Origin of the sequence: Trichocoleus sp. FACHB-46, from assembly GCF_014695385.1 — a bacterium.
Classification (GTDB): domain Bacteria; phylum Cyanobacteriota; class Cyanobacteriia; order FACHB-46; family FACHB-46; genus Trichocoleus.
In genome coordinates, this window is the sequence record NZ_JACJOD010000006.1 from 130,562 (window position 1) to 144,900 (window position 14,339).

Annotated in this window: 15 protein-coding genes; 6 read left to right on the forward strand and 9 right to left on the reverse strand. The window is 47.1% G+C overall.

What is annotated here, in order from left to right; genetic code table 11:
• The first annotated feature begins 9 nt into the window (after nucleotides 1-9).
• The gene (locus tag H6F72_RS00890) at nucleotides 10-498 is read left to right on the forward strand and encodes a hypothetical protein (protein WP_190431149.1); all 489 of its coding nucleotides are present in this window, start codon (nucleotides 10-12) and stop codon (nucleotides 496-498) included.
• Nucleotides 499-549: 51 nt separating this feature from the next.
• On the opposite strand, the gene H6F72_RS00895 is transcribed toward H6F72_RS00890, so the two are convergent.
• Nucleotides 550-1,629, reverse strand: coding sequence for a tetratricopeptide repeat protein (locus H6F72_RS00895; protein ID WP_190431150.1), 1,080 nt, complete (start codon nucleotides 1,627-1,629; stop codon nucleotides 550-552).
• 13 nt (nucleotides 1,630-1,642) lie between these two features.
• On the reverse strand, nucleotides 1,643-2,455 hold the full coding sequence (locus H6F72_RS00900) for a 16S rRNA (uracil(1498)-N(3))-methyltransferase (RefSeq protein WP_190431151.1): 813 nt from the start codon (nucleotides 2,453-2,455) through the stop codon (nucleotides 1,643-1,645).
• A 448-nt stretch (nucleotides 2,456-2,903) separates the two neighbouring features.
• On the opposite strand from H6F72_RS00900, the gene H6F72_RS00905 reads away from it, so the two are divergent.
• Both H6F72_RS00905 and H6F72_RS00910 read left to right on the forward strand, forming a co-directional pair.
• A complete protein-coding gene (locus H6F72_RS00905) occupies nucleotides 2,904-4,847 on the forward strand; it encodes a PAS domain S-box protein (RefSeq protein ID WP_190431152.1) in 1,944 nt (647 codons plus the stop codon).
• Between the two features lie 15 nt (nucleotides 4,848-4,862).
• Entirely contained in the window at nucleotides 4,863-6,416 is a 1,554-nt protein-coding gene (locus H6F72_RS00910) for a response regulator (protein WP_190431153.1), read from the forward strand.
• Nucleotides 6,417-6,430: 14 nt separating this feature from the next.
• Here the strand turns inward: H6F72_RS00910 and H6F72_RS00915 are convergent, their stop codons facing one another.
• The 4 genes from H6F72_RS00915 to H6F72_RS00930 form a co-directional block, all read right to left on the reverse strand.
• A complete protein-coding gene (locus tag H6F72_RS00915) occupies nucleotides 6,431-6,832 on the reverse strand; it encodes a BON domain-containing protein (protein ID WP_190431154.1) in 402 nt (133 codons plus the stop codon).
• A gap of 246 nt (nucleotides 6,833-7,078) precedes the next feature.
• Nucleotides 7,079-9,073, reverse strand: coding sequence for a sulfite reductase, ferredoxin dependent (sir, locus tag H6F72_RS00920; RefSeq protein WP_190431155.1), 1,995 nt, complete (start codon nucleotides 9,071-9,073; stop codon nucleotides 7,079-7,081).
• A 765-nt stretch (nucleotides 9,074-9,838) separates the two neighbouring features.
• Nucleotides 9,839-10,369, reverse strand: coding sequence for a hypothetical protein (locus H6F72_RS00925; protein ID WP_190431156.1), 531 nt, complete (start codon nucleotides 10,367-10,369; stop codon nucleotides 9,839-9,841).
• 456 nt (nucleotides 10,370-10,825) lie between these two features.
• On the reverse strand, nucleotides 10,826-11,827 hold the full coding sequence (locus H6F72_RS00930) for a YegS/Rv2252/BmrU family lipid kinase (protein WP_190431157.1): 1,002 nt from the start codon (nucleotides 11,825-11,827) through the stop codon (nucleotides 10,826-10,828).
• A gap of 158 nt (nucleotides 11,828-11,985) precedes the next feature.
• Here H6F72_RS00930 and H6F72_RS00935 point away from each other — a divergent pair, with 158 nt between their 5' ends.
• Complete coding sequence (locus tag H6F72_RS00935; protein WP_190431158.1) at nucleotides 11,986-12,243, forward strand: chlororespiratory reduction protein 7; 258 nt, start codon at nucleotides 11,986-11,988, stop codon at nucleotides 12,241-12,243.
• 22 nt (nucleotides 12,244-12,265) lie between these two features.
• Here H6F72_RS00935 and H6F72_RS00940 read toward each other — a convergent pair whose 3' ends face one another.
• Entirely contained in the window at nucleotides 12,266-12,835 is a 570-nt protein-coding gene (locus H6F72_RS00940) for a DUF2854 domain-containing protein (RefSeq protein WP_190431159.1), read from the reverse strand.
• A 130-nt stretch (nucleotides 12,836-12,965) separates the two neighbouring features.
• Nucleotides 12,966-13,118: a hypothetical protein gene (locus tag H6F72_RS00945; RefSeq protein ID WP_190431160.1), complete on the reverse strand. Its 153-nt coding sequence runs from the start codon at nucleotides 13,116-13,118 to the stop codon at nucleotides 12,966-12,968.
• Nucleotides 13,119-13,190: 72 nt separating this feature from the next.
• Between H6F72_RS00945 and H6F72_RS00950 the strand changes: the two genes are divergently transcribed.
• Together H6F72_RS00950 and H6F72_RS00955 are read left to right on the forward strand one after the other, a co-directional pair.
• A complete protein-coding gene (locus tag H6F72_RS00950) occupies nucleotides 13,191-13,448 on the forward strand; it encodes a hypothetical protein (protein WP_190431161.1) in 258 nt (85 codons plus the stop codon).
• 194 nt (nucleotides 13,449-13,642) lie between these two features.
• Entirely contained in the window at nucleotides 13,643-13,825 is a 183-nt protein-coding gene (locus H6F72_RS00955) for a hypothetical protein (RefSeq protein ID WP_190431162.1), read from the forward strand.
• Between the two features lie 65 nt (nucleotides 13,826-13,890).
• Here H6F72_RS00955 and H6F72_RS00960 read toward each other — a convergent pair whose 3' ends face one another.
• Nucleotides 13,891-14,295, reverse strand: coding sequence for a response regulator transcription factor (locus H6F72_RS00960; protein ID WP_190431163.1), 405 nt, complete (start codon nucleotides 14,293-14,295; stop codon nucleotides 13,891-13,893).
• Nucleotides 14,296-14,339 lie beyond the last annotated feature (44 nt).

Here is a 14,339-nt window from a genome sequence, read left to right on the forward strand (position 1 = left end):
GCGGGTATCATGTTCGGTTTTATTAAGAAACTAATTAATGGAATTTTGGCCTTTGTAACTAGCTTCTTTAACAAGAAGTCATCCGCAGATGCGCCCAGTGCTGTGCCACAGCCTAAGCGGAAGTCAGGCTATTTCATGGAATTTGATGACTCCTCAGCGAATGGGCAACCTGTCAAGATTGAAGCTGCAAAAGCTGAACCCGTGAAAGCCCAACCTGCCAAGGTTGAAGCTACTAAGGTCGAAGCTCCCAAAGCGCCAGAGCCCGCTGCTCAACCTGGGAAGGCTGAAGCTAGAAAGGCTGCCAAGGCTGAGGCTGCGAAAACTGAAGCAACGCCACCCGCTCCTGCTCAGCCCGCTCCTGCCGCTGCGAATAACCAGAACGGACAAAAGTCGTCTGAACCTGCGATCGCATTTTCTAGCTTTGGCGATCGCCGTCGTCCTGGCCCTAACATGAGTTCCTTCTTGGATATGGCTCGCCAAGTTAAAGTTCCTACCTAGTTGCTAGGTTTTGAGGCTCTCCTCTCCTAATTTGCCTCTTTTAAGTCTTTTTCAACTTGACTGCAAAAATACCAGAGCGCTATAGAGCTGAAAAGCAGGGTCCCAATGGGTCTCTGCTTTTCTTTCTATGTCAATTTGCGGTTTGATGCGGCTTAAGGGGGGAATATGGTCTGCTGTAGTTTCAGCAAAGCCTGTGAAATCTGACCAAGTTTCTAGATTGGGCAATTTCTGATTCAGAAACGCGATCAGGTGGTTCCAATTAATTCGAGTGGTGGTCTGGGGCGTTACCTGGTCAGCAATCGCGGCATCTTCTTGAAACAGATAGTTACTGTCGCAGAATCGTAGGATGGACTGGCGGCCCGGAATATGCAAGTCCCAAACATGCGCGTAGTCTTGGGTCTGTTCTTTCCATTGCAGCTTGCCCCAAGCTCCTTGATCAATCACATCACCAAAAATAGGCAGGAGTCCTTCAACCCGCCGCGTCACCTCTGACCACTCAAAGGTTAGCGACCCGACTTGATCAAATTCGTTGTGGCAAACGACAGTAATTTGGGGGGCAACTGATTGAAAATGTAGGACGCGAAAGACGCGCAACTTTTCGATTTCAGCTAAACCCGCCCAATACACAGGAATCTGAGCGTTACGTAACTCTTGGCCATAGACTTGCAGTTCCCCAATGGGGCCAGTGCGGTACAGTTGCCAACTGCGACTGGGTAGTTGCATCCGGGCGGTATAGGCATCCAGCTTCATGATGCGAGCAAAATTCTGGGCGGCGACGTTTCTGGCTTCCCCCGTTACTGGGGCCAGCATCAAAAATCCGAGTTCCGTGTTGGCAGGGTCAGCCGTTGCTTCAGCGATCGCTTGTTGCCGTTGCGCTTTTACAATTGCTTCCACTCGTTGTATCCCTTGCCGAGCTTGCGTCGCCACTTTGGGATGCAGTGAGTTGCGGAGGAGCTGCCGATAAACTGTCTCAGCCGCTTCTAGCTTCCCTGATACTTCATGCATGCGCCCTAGATACAACTGCACCCAAGGATTTTCTGGCATGCGCTGTAGCAATGTTTTCAGCAATTGGGCGGCAGTGCGATAGTCCTTGCTGTCAAAGGCAGCCGCTACTTGTTCCAGCTCAGTCATATATTTCTTCAGCTCACCCTGGCAATGTGGTGGAGATGGGACTCGGAGTGGCCTCAGCCACTGCAGCGACTAGAGAGAGGGCTACTAAGGGAGCGGTGACAGCTTTGAGAATGCGCTGCCCCAAGGACACAGGTTGATATCCTAGCGCGATCGCTTGCTCAACTTCCGCCTCTGTCCAGCCACCCTCTGGCCCAGTCACAATTACCATTGAGGATAGCGCAGACAGCGACGGTTGCTGATTCCCAAACCCTAAATCTCTCTGTAAGCAGTTCAACAGATGGGGGGCATCGTAGCGAGTGACGCACAAGTACCCAACAACCTTAGGTGTGCCCGGAGTTGTCGCTAGCAATTGCTGAAGTTGAGGCGCTAGTGGGACGGGTTCCAGAATCGTAGGCACCACTTGTCGCTCAGACTGCTCTGCTGCTTCTTGAGCAATGCGCCGCCAACGTTCTAGTTTTTGGGGGCTGGGATGCAGCAAGGTGCGATCGCTAATTACAGGCGCGATGCAGCTAGTGCCTAGTTCGGTAGCTTGTCGTACCACCTCATCAAATCCACTGCCTTTCGGTAAAGCCACAACTAGCGTGATTGCAATAGGCAACTCAGTATCAACCGTCAAAGTTTGAATAATCTGTGCTTCTAGTGATTGATCTGGGCTCGCCAATAGCTCTGCTAGCCACCACTGACCTTGTCCGTTCATGGCAATAAAGCGATCGCCAGAGCGGAGCCGCAAGACTCGACTCAAGTAATGCTGTTGCTCTGCGGTTAAGCAAATTTGTTCTTGATGCAGTTGAGTGGGCGCGATCGCCAATCGTTGCAACTCAGCCAAGCGATACTCCTAAGCCAACTTTTCTATCCTGCCACTTAGTGTTCTGATTTATCTATTTTTCGGCCTATTTTAAGGTTCAAAAGGTTTCTGGAACTGAGGTAGGTTCTGACCAGTGCTTAAGCCCACTTTACATTCGCGTGAATCTACATAAGCTTTTTACCAGAGCAGGGAAGTGAATCCAAAACATAGAAAAGGATGAAGGGTTGATTACTCAATGACTTCCGTACGATTACGGCTGTACTGGGGCGGTTGATAGAACAAAGTTTGAGATAGAACAACCTCTCTCTAATCCCTAGAATTCAAACTTTATAATTTAGATTTCTTGGTTCAGGAAAACTACTAAAGATCTCTTTGCTTTTAGATAAAGTCAATCCTGGTAATGCCTATCATGAAGCAAACCAACTGATGATTCAAAAGCTGAACTCATGAAAATAAAATAATAGATTTTATGTGGGAATTTTTTAGCAATTTTTTATCTTCGGATCAATTTATTCCACATGGGCATTGCTATCTATGGCAACCTCACTTAGTTTGGCTGCATGCGATTTCAGATTTAGCGATCGCCCTAGCTTATTACTCAATTCCTGTTTTGTTGCTTTACTTTATCCACAAGCGCCGCGACATTCCTTTTCCGTGGATTTTTCTGCTCTTTGGCGCTTTCATTATTGCTTGTGGCACCACCCATATCTTAGAGGTTTGGACCCTCTGGTATCCGATTTATTGGGTGTCTGGCACAATCAAGGCTTTCACCGCCATAGTGTCTCTCTTCACCGCTCTGGAACTGGGACCACTAATGCCGAAACTACTGGCCTTACCGAGTTCTGCCCAGTTAGAAAAAACTAATCGGGAATTAGAGCAACAGATTCTAGAACGTCAACAAGCGGAATTAGCACTCCAAGCCACTCATAGCCAACTAGAGATTCGGGTGACAGAACGCACTGCAGCGCTCGCTCAGGTCAACAAGGAACTGAGGTTAGAAATTGCTGAGCGGCAACACATGGAAGCCACGCTGAGAGAGAGTGAGCAACGGTTTCGGGCAACTTTTGAACAAGCTGCGGTGGGGATCGGCCATGTTGGTTTGGATGGGCAATGGTTGCGGGTTAATCAAAAGCTCTGTGACATTGTTGGTTATAGCCGCTCAGAGCTACTCAATCTAACCTTTCAAGACATTACCCACCCTGATGACTTAGCCGCCGATTTGGGACATGTTCACCAAATTTTAGCTGGGACAATTTCGACTTTCTCGATGGAGAAGCGGTACATCTGCAAAGATGGCTCTACAAATTGGGTTAATTTAACTGTTTCACTGATGCGGGAAGCGACTCAGCCCAAATATTTCATTTCTGTGATTGAAGATATTTCTGAGCGGCGGCAGGCTGAGGCAAAACTACAAAAGTCTTTGAAAGAATTATCAGATATTAAGTTTGCTTTAGACCAAGCGGCGATCGTGGCTGCCACTGACCAAAAAGGTACGATTAATTATGTTAATGACACGTTCTGTGAACTATCCCAGTACAGCAGAGAGGAACTGATTGGAAAAAACCATCGCCTGATTAACTCTAGTTATCACGACTTGGATTTCTTCCAAAATTTTTGGGTCACGATCTCCAAGGGCAAAGTTTGGAAAGGGGAAATTAAGAACCGTGCTAAGGATGGTAGTTACTACTGGGTTGATACGACCATCGTGCCTTTTCTTAATGAACAGAGTCAGCCGTTTCAGTATCTTTCGATTCGTTTTGATATTACTAATCGTAAGCAAATCGAAGAAGATATGAGAACGTCGCTTCGAGAAAAAGAAGTTTTACTGAAGGAAATTCATCATCGGGTTAAAAATAACTTGCAAATTATTTCCAGTTTGTTGAATTTGCAAGCTCAGTATCTGAACGATAGTGCGGCGCTGGCTATTTTTAGGGAAAGCCAAAACCGAATTGAGTCAATGGCACTAATTCACGAGAAGTTATATCAGTCAAAAGATATGGCCCGAATTAATGCTTCTGAGTATATTTATGATCTTGTGACTAATTTGTTTTACACCTATGAAATTAATTCTGAGGCGATCGCCTTAAGAATTAATATAGATGAAATTTGGTTGGGTCTGGATACTGCGATCCCCTGCGGCCTAATTATTAACGAATTGGTATTAAATGCACTCAAGCACGCATTTCCCAAGGGGCACACTGGAGAAATTTGTATTTCTTTTGGTCTTAGAGATGCTCATCACCTGATGCTTGTGGTCAGCGACACTGGAGTTGGTCTTCCAAAAGATTTGGATTATCAAAACACCGATTCTTTAGGTTTGCAGTTAGTGAACGCACTAACTCAGCAGCTTGAGGGGGTTATTGAAATTAATCAGAGTAATGGCGTCAAATTTGAGATTGTGTTTTCTAACTAAAACTCACCTAGGAAAATGACAACTATAAACATAATGGTGGTTGAGGATGAAAGCATTGTCGCCAAAGATCTGCAAAACAGATTGAAGAAATTTGGCTATGCAGTGCCTGTGGTTGCTGCTTCTGGTGAAGAAGCTATTTTGAGAGCGTCCGAGAGTCACTTGGATTTAGTCTTAATGGATATTCGCCTCAAAGGTGCGATCGATGGAATCGAAGCAGCTAGACAAATTCACCACCGCTTTCAACTACCAATTATTTACTTGACGGCCTACGCTGATGACGACACCTTAGCTCGTGCTAAACAAACTCAGCCGTACGGCTACATATTGAAACCCTTTAAAGAACGAGAACTCAATACAACGATCGAAATTACTTTAGCCAGGCATCGGTTAGAGAGGCAGTTGCAAGAGCGAGAGCAGTGGCTGTCAACTGTTTTGAGAAGCATCGCTGATGCTGTGATTACAATTGACACGACAGGGTTGATTACGTTCATGAACCCCGTGGCTGAAAGTTTGACTGGCTGGCAGCAAGCCCAAGCTCTTGGGAAGCCCACGATCGCTGTTTTCCAAACCGAGGATGAAGCCACTCAGAGCATCCTCCAGCAGCCCATCAGCAGCTTCTTTGACACCAGCCTGGGCATGAAAACTGCCGTAGAAACCAGCCTCAGATGCAGTGACGACCAAGATATTCCCATTGAGTACAGTATTACGCCGCTACAGAACGACCAACACTTAATAATGGGCGCTGTTTTAGTATTCCGCGATCGCACAGAGCAACTCAAAGCCAAGGCAGCAATCCGCCAGCAGGCTGAACAAGCTCGGCTCGTAGCAGAATTGCAAAAATTGAATCAACTCAAAGATGACTTTTTGAGCACGGTGTCCCATGAGCTACGGACGCCGATGTCAAATATGAAAATGGCGCTGCAAATGTTGACGATCGCTACCAACGCTGAACGCCAACAGCGGTATTTGGAAATCTTAAAAGCAGAATGTGCTCGTGAAATTGACCTAATTAACGACCTACTAGATTTACAGCGTTTAGAAGCAGCATCTTATCCCACGTTTCTAGTAGAGGCGATCAATTTACAGGATTGGTTCTCTAGCTTAATTGAGCCTTTCCGTTCCCGCCTGCAAGAACATCAACAGGTAATCAAGATTGACCTGCCAGAAAACTTTCCGCCCTTAATTACCGATCGCGCCAGCTTAGAGCGCATGTTAGTCGAATTACTGAATAATGCTTGCAAGTACACCCCGGCGGGTGGCCAAATTATTCTGAAGGCAGAGCAGGTGACTAGTACTTCACCACCTTTTGAGTCAGTTCCTCTCACTTGCCTAATTATTCAAAATCAAGCCGAAATTCCCCCAACAGAACTCCTGCGAATTTTTGATAAGTTTTATCGGGTTCCCCATGCTGACCCGTGGAAGCAAGGAGGTACTGGTTTAGGCCTAGCCTTAGTCAAGCGGCTGGTAGAGCAGCTACAAGGTAACATTCAAGTCGAGAGCAGCCACGGGTGGACGGTTTTTACGATGCAGCTCCCACCCTTGAATTTAGTGACCAATCCAGAAAGCTAAGGCCCAAGATGGGCTTAAGCTACGCTGACTTGTGAGGTGTCTACTGCCTGGGTGCCGTCCACTTTGGCTGCCATACCTGTGATGTGTTCCAGAATCTCTGAGTTAGGCACAGAGCCTTTGAGGATAATCGTGCCCCCGTTCTGGTCAATTTCTAAGCTGTCAATTTCACTAATCTGGGGATCACGATCGAAGGCGATCGCAACTCGCTTCGACAAACCCGCCGGGTCATATTCACCTTCAAGTCCCATATGCTCTGGAGCGGGCGGAGGTTGATGCATACCCGCCTTCTCTCGGAGTTCTAAGTCATACTCACCTGTAAGCCCAGGAGTCATCCCCGCTTCGTCTGGGTGCTTCTGAGTCTCCGACTGGAATTTTTTACTGCACTCCTGACCAAAGTGCCGTTCTAGCCAAGTCATAATTCCACCCCATAGGAGAGATAGGTTCTCGTATCCTCTATTACAAACTGGATGAGCCTAGTGTGGCATCTCTCGTTTGGTATGAGATGAAGGCGGAAAGAAGTCAGGAGTTAAAAAGCGAGAAAAGAAAAATCTCGAAACACTTACAATTACGTTCGTTTGCAGGGGGGCTGGGGGACGCAACTGTCTCTCAGGGGGGTTTGGGGGCGAGTGCCCCCAAGGATCGGATTTCGTAGATCTTAAGAACTACGGCTTTTGGTTGGCTTGCACATAAGCTGCGATCGCTTCGGTAGCCAGTTGAGACACCTTTTTACCTTGCTGAGTGGCCATCGCTTGCAGACTGGCATAAAGGTCTTCTCGAACCGTGATGCGGCGGCGGATTTTGCCAAGCCCATCAGTCTCGCTCACAGTAGCGATCGCTTCATCGTTAGCAGTGCTGATGGTAGCGGCGTAGCTACTCACAAGCTCGGGCGGTTCAGATTGGTAAGCCACAGCAAACTGCCGAATTGCCTCTAAGCCAACGCGATCGCAGAAGTCGCCAAAGCTTTCCCCTGGTGTGCGAGATTGCTTGAAGTAGACAAAAATTGGCTCTAGTCCAATTTCTAAGTCATTGATGTGGAGCTTCTCCACATAAGGCTGAGATAGGCGGGTTTGGTTCGGAGAAGCCCCGAGCCAGACTTGGTAATGCTCTGGAGCACTGCCCACAAAACCGAGTTCTGCTAGGTAAGGACGGGCGCAGCCGTTAGGGCAACCTGTCATCCGAATAATAAAGTGCTCCTGCTCTAGACCCACTTTGTCTAGCAAAGCGCGAATCCGCTCCAGAATCTCTGGCATAATTCGCTCAGATTCGGTGACAGCCAAACCGCAAGTGGGCAAAGCAGGGCAAGCCATCGAATAGCGCACTAGAGAGTCGATCTGCTCGGGATCAACCTGCACACCACAGCGATCGAATATGGCTTGAATGGCGGCGCGATCGCTAGGAGCAATGTCACACAACATCACATCTTGACTACCCGTCAGCAAGATGGGCAGATTGTACTGCTGCACCACTTCTCGCAACGCAGTTCTCAGTTGAAAGGCACCTTCATCTTTGATGCGGCCATTCTCCACAGAGATGCCGAGAAATAGCTTGCCATCTCCCTGTTCTTGCCAGCCGAGAAAATCTAGATACTTAAATTCGGGTAACGGCTTGAAGGGTTGCAATGGCTTGCCAAAGTACTGCTCCACCTCGCTGCGGAACTTGTCAACCCCCCACTCTTCCATCAAGTATTTTAGGCGGGAGTGACGGCGATCACTGCGGTTGCCATTGTCTCGCTGCGTCGCCACGATCGCTTTGACTGCCTCGTAAATGTCCGCTTTATCGACATAACCTAGCGGATCGGCAATGCGAGGAAAAGTGTCTTCTTTGCCGTGGGTACGGCCTAAACCGCCACCTGCCAGAATATTGAACCCCTCTAGCTCGCCCTGCTCATTGGTAATCACGACCAAGCTCAAATCTTGCGAGTACAGGTCGATGGAGTTATCTCCTGGAATCGTGACCGCAATTTTGAATTTACGGGGCATGTAGTAAGTGCCATAGATCGGCTCCTCACTGTCCTGAAAAATGGTGCCATTACCGTTTTGTTGCCGAGCTGCCTTAACCTCTGGACGCTCCTCAGCACTGACAAACTTTTCGCCATCCAACCAAATTTCGTAATAAGCACCTGTTTGGGGGGTGAGTAAGTCGGCAATGCTGTTGGCGTACTCATGAGCGTAGATATACTCAGGCCGATTCTTGTAGGGCGCGGGCGGTGCCATGACGTTGCGATTCAGGTCGCCACAAGCTCCTAGCGTGGAACCCATGCTCTTGACAATCGCGGCGATCGCGGTTCGCAGATTTTTCTTTAGGATGCCGTGGAGTTGAAATCCTTGGCGGGTCGTAGCGCGCAAGGTGCCATTGCCATAGTCGTCTGACAATTGGTCCAAAGTCAGGTAGAGCTGGGGGGGAATAAAGCCACCTGGACTCCGAGTCCGCAGCATAAACTGGTAGTCTTTCTCCTGCCCTTTAACCCGGTTGTCCCGATTGTCCTGCTGATAGGAACCGTGAAACTTCAGGATTTGAATCGCATCTTCTGTAAAACAATTAGTATCAAGTAGCAATTCACTGGCAACAGGTTCACGTAAAAATTGGCTACGTTCCTTAAGACCTTCTACCTTAGAAGGTTTGCGAGCCACGGGAGTCGGAGTCGGAGTTTTAACCATCGGAGTTGCGGTACGAATTGAAAATAGTCAGAGGTGTGGAATACAACCAAACGTTGCAGTTAAAGTCAGGTCTGAACCATAAAGCCTTTAGTTAGTTCAGAGCCTCAGTAGTTCTAAGCTTTTTGATTCCCGGTAATCCGCCCGGAATTACGGTCAATCTATTTATTTTATCATTGCATTTGCTGGGTCAACCTGCTTGTCAGGAATTTTGCATGAAAGTCCACCCTAACTTGAGGGAAAAGGGAGTTCTAAACCAAGCAGATTCAAGTCTAACGCTAGCCAACTTTACTCATTCAAGTTGCAACCCAGTAAGTTGATGATATCGCTTCAGAATTTCTCTGTAAACTCGTGTGAAGCAAAGCGAGAAAGCAGAGCTACAACCAGCGAACTCAGCATTACATTGACAAGCACTCCTTATCTTTCGGGTTAAGGTGCTCAAAACAGATATTTCGCTGTTATACAACTGCTGTAAGCAAAATGCTTAAGTTAAAGTGACGGCTGAGTTTGTTGTTAAAATTAAGCCATCAAACTCAAAAATATTATTTATTGAAGCTAGTTTTTAACTATTAAAAAAGCTCCTAACACCAAAGTTAGGAGCCGACTAAAGCTGAGTTGAATTACTATTCAGTCTTGCTGAGCTGATGTAGAGTTGCTGAAAGGCTGCATCAGAACTAACGGTTAAAAACTAGCAGATGAATGCCTACAACTTAGCCTGTTGTCATAGCGGCCTTGAGGCAATATTAAGCCTAAGTAGCTTCAGTGAGTTTAGAAGCGTAGACCTGCACCAGCTTGGAAGCTTAGAGAATCAGCAGGGCCATTTTGGTAAGCGTTAATGCCCCACTTGGTGTTACCGTAAACCACTACATCTTTGGTGACTTTGGATTCAACACCAGCAGTTAATATAACTGCATCATCGTTACCTACTGGGGTTGGCTGGCCGTTTGCTTCCACAAAAGAATAGCCAACACCGCCATAAACTTGGGTATTTTTAGTGATCCCTTTGTCATAGGTGATCATCGGAATGATAGCGCTAGTGTCGTCGCTGTAAATAACTGAACCGCGCAGAGAAACGGGAGCTTTGCGAAGGCCGAAGCGACCATCAATCGTGCCGCCAAAGGTTGCAGCATCATTGTTTTGGCCACCGTTGGTGACACCTGCCGCTACACCTGCACCGACATAGCTATCACTGAATCCTTTTCTAGGTTGAGCAGAAGCAGAACCAGCAGAAAGTAGAGGTGCGATCGCAATAACAGACAAAGCAGAAAAAGCAGCAATAGATTTCAGAGAGAGTGTCATTTTGGTTCCCTCAAAGGGTGAAGTTAATGTTTGCGTTCCTGAATTTATAGTCGAAGAACCTGCTTGGAAAGTTCCAGGATAAATTGACTTAATTTCAGATTTCTAGAGGTAGCAGATCTGGGATTTTTGACTCTCTAAAAAGACTGGCCAGCTCAGAATTTTCACCTTCAAAGCAAAAAAACCATTATCTATATTTTCTAGATAAAGGTTTGCTGGATGTGATCCGATATTTCTAATCTAGCGTGTCGGATTAGTTTGAGTTGGTTGACACAGTCGCTTTCTCAACTGGCACAGATAGCATCAAGTCAAATTAATAGATGCCACTAGCAAGAAGTTACTCCGAGCACTAGGTTTTCTGATGAAGAATACATAATATCCAAACCAAGAAATTGGCCTCCGGATATTTATTGAAAATAGATTAATTAGATTGAGAAAATAGATGGAAGTCTGGTGAGATTACCGAACCTCAGAAGATTTTTCGTCGTCCTCTGACTCTAATTGCGCTTTAGAAACCACAACTAAGTTAGGCAACCCATCTAACTTTTCTTCGATAACGGTTTCAGGCGCGGACGGTGCAAAAATAGTTAATCCTTGCGGGACACACTCTAGTTCGATGGGAGTTGTACCAATTAGTTCCCCATCCAAAACTACCTTCTGGGGAGGCTGAGTTGAAACTTTCAGACGTTTTGCTCTCAAATAGCCAATGTCATCCCGCTCGGTGGCGTTGCCAGTCAGGGCAGATTGCAGCAGATGATAGGAAGCTGCGATCGCCCCTGCTACATTGCGGGGAGCCACTACCGTTAGGTCAAGCAAACCATCATCAAAAATCACCCCAGCCGGTCCCTGCGCCAGAATTGAAGTGGGTGGGGCTGCATTGGCCACGGTAATCGCCGAAGCGGAAACTTGAATAATTTGGTCATCTGTTTCAATTTCTGCGTCAAAGGCAGGTAGCTGCCCCAGTTGCTTGACTCCGGCTAGGATGTAAGCCAGCATACCCAAGCGATTTTTAGAAGTGCGGTCTGCTTGTTCAACCGTCTCAGCTTCAAAGCCAATCCCAGCTAGCAGGAGCATGGGTTTGCCATTACAGTAAGCCGCATCTACCTTTTTAGTTTCTCCGGCCAAGATGGTGGCGCAAGCAGCTTCAATGCTGTCAGGAATGCCGAGCGCATTGGCAAAGGCGTTAGCGGTGCCGCGTGAAATCACCCCCAGAGGAATATCGGTACCGACCAGAGCGGCTGCGGTCGCCGATAAAGTGCCATCCCCGCCAGAGGCGATTAAAGCTTCCACTCCTCGCTGCACCGCGTTATAGGCAAGTTGATCCGCATCGACTGTCTTGGTCGTCGATAGAATCTCTAGCTCCATCTCTGGCTCCAGCAAAGCCCGAATTTTAGCTAAATCTTGGGCTGGGTCGCTTTGGCCAGCGATGGGATTGAAAATGAGGCAAGCTGAGCGGATCATAGGGATGCAGACGGGGGCTGTAGATGAAAGGTTGCAAACGTCTCTATTTCAAGTCTTAGAACTTGAAAGCTAAACGCCATCCTTCTCGGGAGGCGTTGTTAGGATATCTGTATGAGCGCGATCGCCCAAAAAGCTGAAACTCTCAATTTATAAAGCTTATGCCCGACCCATTAATGTACAGGCAGGACCATTTTGTGGTTTTGGCAGCTAATCAGCCAGAACAATTTCTCACGGCTGCTGAACTGCTCAGCAAACTGGAGGCGATTTTAGCCCAACGCCAAGACAGCCTGCCTCAAGATTTGCAGAAGCTTAGCTCTATCCCAGACCAGGCCCAATATCTGCTAGACACTTCTTGCGAACTCGATATGGGGCCTGGGGATTTTTTGCAGTGGTATGTAGTCAGACTGGAAAAGTAAGGAACGTGGGGGTTGCAATTGCTCAGTCAGTGGCTTGAGGCTGGGCTGGGGGTGCAGTAATCAGAGCCACTTCAATCTGACGCTCTACTGGTTGGGTTAGTTGGACTCGAATGCCAGGACCAAAAAACCCTTCTATTTTTGCTTGCTTCTGCTGCCAAGTTTCCAAGGAAATGAGCGGAGAATTGAACTCCAAAATCAAGGCATAAGCAGCATCAATTTGGGTTTCGCGAATGCCGATCAGCTCAGGACGCTCCTCATTGGTAGGGCTTAACCCTAGGTGGCTCAGCGAAGAGTCTAAATGAGCAGATTGGCCGTACCGATAGCGAGTCACATCTTTACGAATCTGATTCTGGGTTGTGGTGGCTTGCTGATCCCGTAGCTCAGCGATCGCTGGTGGTGTGGGTTGTGTATAAGGAACTGGCTTGAGTTCTGAAGCTATCAGCGCCAACCCTCCTAGAAGTAGCGGAATGCCATAGAAGAATCCCACAAGATTTAAGGTGGCGTTACTAGAAAAGTAAGCTACAAAACCGATTAAGGTTAGAGCCCCACCTACTCCTAATCCCAGCGTTCCTAGAGAAGTTTGACGTAACATATTTGTTAATGAGATGAATTAAGCGGTGTGCAAAGTTAACCTTTATATCATTACCTTTACAGGAAGTTTGGTGGACCTAAGCTCCGACAATTTTTCTCTGAAGCCTAAAGTTTCTTGCCAAAAAGCAGAGCTAGAGGCCAGAAATCAGAGCTAGAAGATTGTGGTTAGCAAAGTGAGCGTTCATGAATAGCGAGATATGCTGGAGGTGCCGAGGCGCGATCGCCCACTTCAGCGGGAGGTACTCTGGGGAGGCTTGGCCATCTAACTCATCTTTATGGTTCATCTAGATAGTATGAGTGCCACTCTCAGCGAATGTGATTCAGTCCCTTTTTACGGTCTTCAGTAGGTCCGAGCCATGATCAAAGACGAAAAGCAGCCATCCGCAACCAAAGGTAAATTATTAGAGCAGATTGATTCTCTCAAGCGAGAAGATGAAACGCTCTACAACATCTTGGCCGTGGATGTTTGGGCACTGGCTAAAACTATGGATGAGTTCCAGCCAGGCTTTTGGGCCGCTTTTATGAAAAACCGCGAGAAGGCACTCAAGCGCTTCATCACTGAAGTAATGCGGACTAAGACAAGTGATAGCAAGCGACCACCTTTTCTGCACTAGTTCTGCGCTCGTCTATCCTGAGACTGAGGCATGTCTATATTAATTAGTGTTACCAATTCAAGGTAAATCACAGGCTAAATCCCAGTGACTTGCAGCTCTTAACCTGGGCTAGGTCATAAGAATAGAGTTGAGCCCGTGACTAGGGCCGAAGATGGTTTATCTTACTTAATAGAAGTAAATATAAAGATACAAAAATGAACGCCGAAACCATTAAAGAGCGGATTACGCTGATTAAAAGCAAGCGGGAAACTTTACTAAGATTACTAGAACAGCCTGATTTAGGAACTCTGAGAATTGATGTGAATCAGGCCTTAGAAGAGATGGATGATTTGATTGACGAATTTCAACGAACCTTCCCAGAAGCAGGAAATCTCTAAACTTCCATCGCCTTAACCCCTTGCCTGGAACGACTTATCTTCCAGGCAGTAAAGGTTGTGGATGCTTAGGCACTCGCATTCTTAGCTGCTTGCCCTAGTTCTTTCACCAAAGCTACAAGTTCATGAGTCGCAACGTCTTTCTTGCAGAAAGCGTCAATTTTGGCTGTTTGAATCATCACCTCTGTTTGAGGATCGTCTACTGATGAGTAAGCGATGATGCGAATATTGGGAGCAAAGCTTTTAATCTGGGTGGATGCGCTTAAACCATCCAAAACTGGCATTTGTAAATCAATAATAATTACATCAGGGTGCTGATGCTTAACCAGCTCAACTGCTTCTTGACCATTACTCGCTAGACCAACCAGTTCAATGTTGGATTGGTTCTGTAAAGCCAGCTTGAGGCTGAGTCGAGTCAACTCATGATCATCGACAACAAGGACACGGAGGGCAGAGCGCATACAGGATAACATGACTACTCAGTCAAGTAAGAGACATTTCAGATTTAGACAATTTT

What these genes read in the sequence shown, in the direction of transcription:
- H6F72_RS00950 (WP_190431161.1), top strand. Translation starts at nt 13,191, where the DNA reads ATGATCAAAGACGAAAAGCAGCCATCCGCAACCAAAGGTAAATTATTA.
- H6F72_RS00890 (WP_190431149.1), top strand. Translation starts at nt 10, where the DNA reads ATGTTCGGTTTTATTAAGAAACTAATTAATGGAATTTTGGCCTTTGTA.
- H6F72_RS00895 (WP_190431150.1), bottom strand. Translation starts at nt 1,629, where the DNA reads ATGACTGAGCTGGAACAAGTAGCGGCTGCCTTTGACAGCAAGGACTAT.
- H6F72_RS00930 (WP_190431157.1), bottom strand. Translation starts at nt 11,827, where the DNA reads ATGATCCGCTCAGCTTGCCTCATTTTCAATCCCATCGCTGGCCAAAGC.
- H6F72_RS00910 (WP_190431153.1), top strand. Translation starts at nt 4,863, where the DNA reads ATGACAACTATAAACATAATGGTGGTTGAGGATGAAAGCATTGTCGCC.
- H6F72_RS00940 (WP_190431159.1), bottom strand. Translation starts at nt 12,835, where the DNA reads ATGTTACGTCAAACTTCTCTAGGAACGCTGGGATTAGGAGTAGGTGGG.
- H6F72_RS00945 (WP_190431160.1), bottom strand. Translation starts at nt 13,118, where the DNA reads ATGAACCATAAAGATGAGTTAGATGGCCAAGCCTCCCCAGAGTACCTC.
- H6F72_RS00925 (WP_190431156.1), bottom strand. Translation starts at nt 10,369, where the DNA reads ATGACACTCTCTCTGAAATCTATTGCTGCTTTTTCTGCTTTGTCTGTT.
- sir (WP_190431155.1), bottom strand. Translation starts at nt 9,073, where the DNA reads ATGGTTAAAACTCCGACTCCGACTCCCGTGGCTCGCAAACCTTCTAAG.
- H6F72_RS00955 (WP_190431162.1), top strand. Translation starts at nt 13,643, where the DNA reads ATGAACGCCGAAACCATTAAAGAGCGGATTACGCTGATTAAAAGCAAG.
- H6F72_RS00960 (WP_190431163.1), bottom strand. Translation starts at nt 14,295, where the DNA reads ATGTTATCCTGTATGCGCTCTGCCCTCCGTGTCCTTGTTGTCGATGAT.
- H6F72_RS00905 (WP_190431152.1), top strand. Translation starts at nt 2,904, where the DNA reads ATGTGGGAATTTTTTAGCAATTTTTTATCTTCGGATCAATTTATTCCA.
- H6F72_RS00915 (WP_190431154.1), bottom strand. Translation starts at nt 6,832, where the DNA reads ATGACTTGGCTAGAACGGCACTTTGGTCAGGAGTGCAGTAAAAAATTC.
- H6F72_RS00935 (WP_190431158.1), top strand. Translation starts at nt 11,986, where the DNA reads ATGCCCGACCCATTAATGTACAGGCAGGACCATTTTGTGGTTTTGGCA.